A 1556-nucleotide genomic window follows, 5' to 3' on the forward strand; every position below is an offset into this window, starting at 1 on the left:
GCCCAGCCTCGTGTCGGTGCTGGCCGGGGCGGACCCGCAGCCGTGGCGACGACTGCTGCTCGGCGCGGCGGCGACCGGCGCGGTGCTGGCCGGCGCGACCCGCCGGTGGCAGGCGCCGGTGCTGCTCGGCGGCGGGGTGCTGACGCTGCTGGCGCTGCACGAGCTGGCCCGGGGGTGGGATCTGCTGCCCCGGTGGATCTACCTGGGGATCGGCGGGCTGGCGCTGGTCGGACTCGCCGCCACCTATGAGCGGCGTCGACGTGACCTGGCTCGACTGCGCGCCGCGGTGGGCCGACTGAGCTGAGCCGAACCCGTAGGGGTAGGGCCTGCCCTACCCCCCATTCGGGGGCTGTCGGGGTTACTCAGCGCTACCGCGATCGGGAGACTTGACAGTAAGCCCGAACCACCCTGGCGCGGGCGCAAGAGGAACGGGAGCAGCGATGGCGCTCGGAGCGGTGGCGGAACCGCCGGTACGACGGCGAGGCAGTGACTACGCACAGTTGTCCCGACGGATCAGCCAGGCGGGCCTGCTGGAGCGGCGCCCCGGCTGGTACGTCACCCGCATCGTGCTCACCCTCGGTGCCTTCGTGGCCGGCTGGGTGGCCGTGTTCCTGCTCGGCGACTCCTGGTGGCAGCTTCCCCTCGCGGCCCTGATGGCGGTGGCCACCACGCAGGTCGCGTTCCTCGGCCACGACGCCGGGCACCGCCAGATGTTCCGTCGGCGTCGCCCCAGCGAGCTGGTGGGCCTGTTCGCCGGCAACGCGGCGGTCGGGCTCAGCTACGGCTGGTGGGTCGACAAGCACAACCGGCACCACGCCAACCCGAACCACGAGGACGAGGACCCGGACGTCGGCGCGGGCGCCCTGGTGTGGACGCACGAGCAGGCGCTGGAGACCCGTGGGATCGGTCGCTGGATGGCCAAGCGGCAGGCGTACCTCTTCTTCCCGATGCTCCTGCTGGAGGGCCTGAACCTGCACGTGGCGAGCATCCGGGCCATCGTCGGCCGGGAGCCGAACGGCGGGTACACCGTGCCGATGCGGTACCGGGCGGCCGAGGCGGCGCTGCTCCTCGCGCACACCGTCGGCTATGTCGCGCTGCTGCTGGCGGTCATGTCCCCGGTCAAGGCGCTGCTCTTCGCCGTCGTGCACCAGGCCCTGTGGGGTCTCTACATGGGGTGCGCGTTCGCGCCGAACCACAAGGGCATGCCGATGCCGACCGCCGAGGACGAGTTGGACTTCCTGCGTAAGCAGGTGCTGACCTCCCGCAACGTGCGGGGCAGCCGGTTCGTGGACACCGCGTTGGGTGGGCTGAACTACCAGATCGAGCACCACCTCTTCCCGAACATGCCCCGCGCCAACCTGCGCCGGGCCCAGCCGATCGTCAGGGCGTACTGCGTCGAGCAGGGCATCCCGTACGCCGAGACCGGGCTCGTCGAGTCGTACCGGCAGGCACTCGGTCACCTGCACGAGGTGGGCTCGCCGCTGCGCGGCTGACCAGACCGGCCGCTGCGCGGCTGACATGAGGATCGAGCGGTGGGGCGGGCATCTGACGATGCC

2 protein-coding genes are annotated in these 1556 nt (G+C 71.9%); both read left to right on the plus strand.

The genetic code is table 11. The features are described 5' to 3' along the window. Positions 1-304 (plus strand): hypothetical protein (locus ABZ749_RS35005; protein WP_357235655.1); only part of this gene is annotated, 304 nt, incomplete at its 5' end. A gap of 136 nt (positions 305-440) precedes the next feature. Beyond that, positions 441-1493: an acyl-CoA desaturase gene (locus tag ABZ749_RS35010; RefSeq protein ID WP_357235658.1), complete on the plus strand. Its 1053-nt coding sequence runs from the start codon at positions 441-443 to the stop codon at positions 1491-1493. The last annotated feature ends 63 nt before the right edge of the window (positions 1494-1556 follow it).

Origin of the sequence: Micromonospora sp. NPDC047753 (assembly GCF_040642735.1) — a bacterium.
In the GTDB taxonomy this organism is placed as follows: domain Bacteria; phylum Actinomycetota; class Actinomycetes; order Mycobacteriales; family Micromonosporaceae; genus Micromonospora.

What these genes read in the sequence shown, in the direction of transcription:
- ABZ749_RS35010 (WP_357235658.1), top strand. Translation starts at nt 441, where the DNA reads ATGGCGCTCGGAGCGGTGGCGGAACCGCCGGTACGACGGCGAGGCAGT.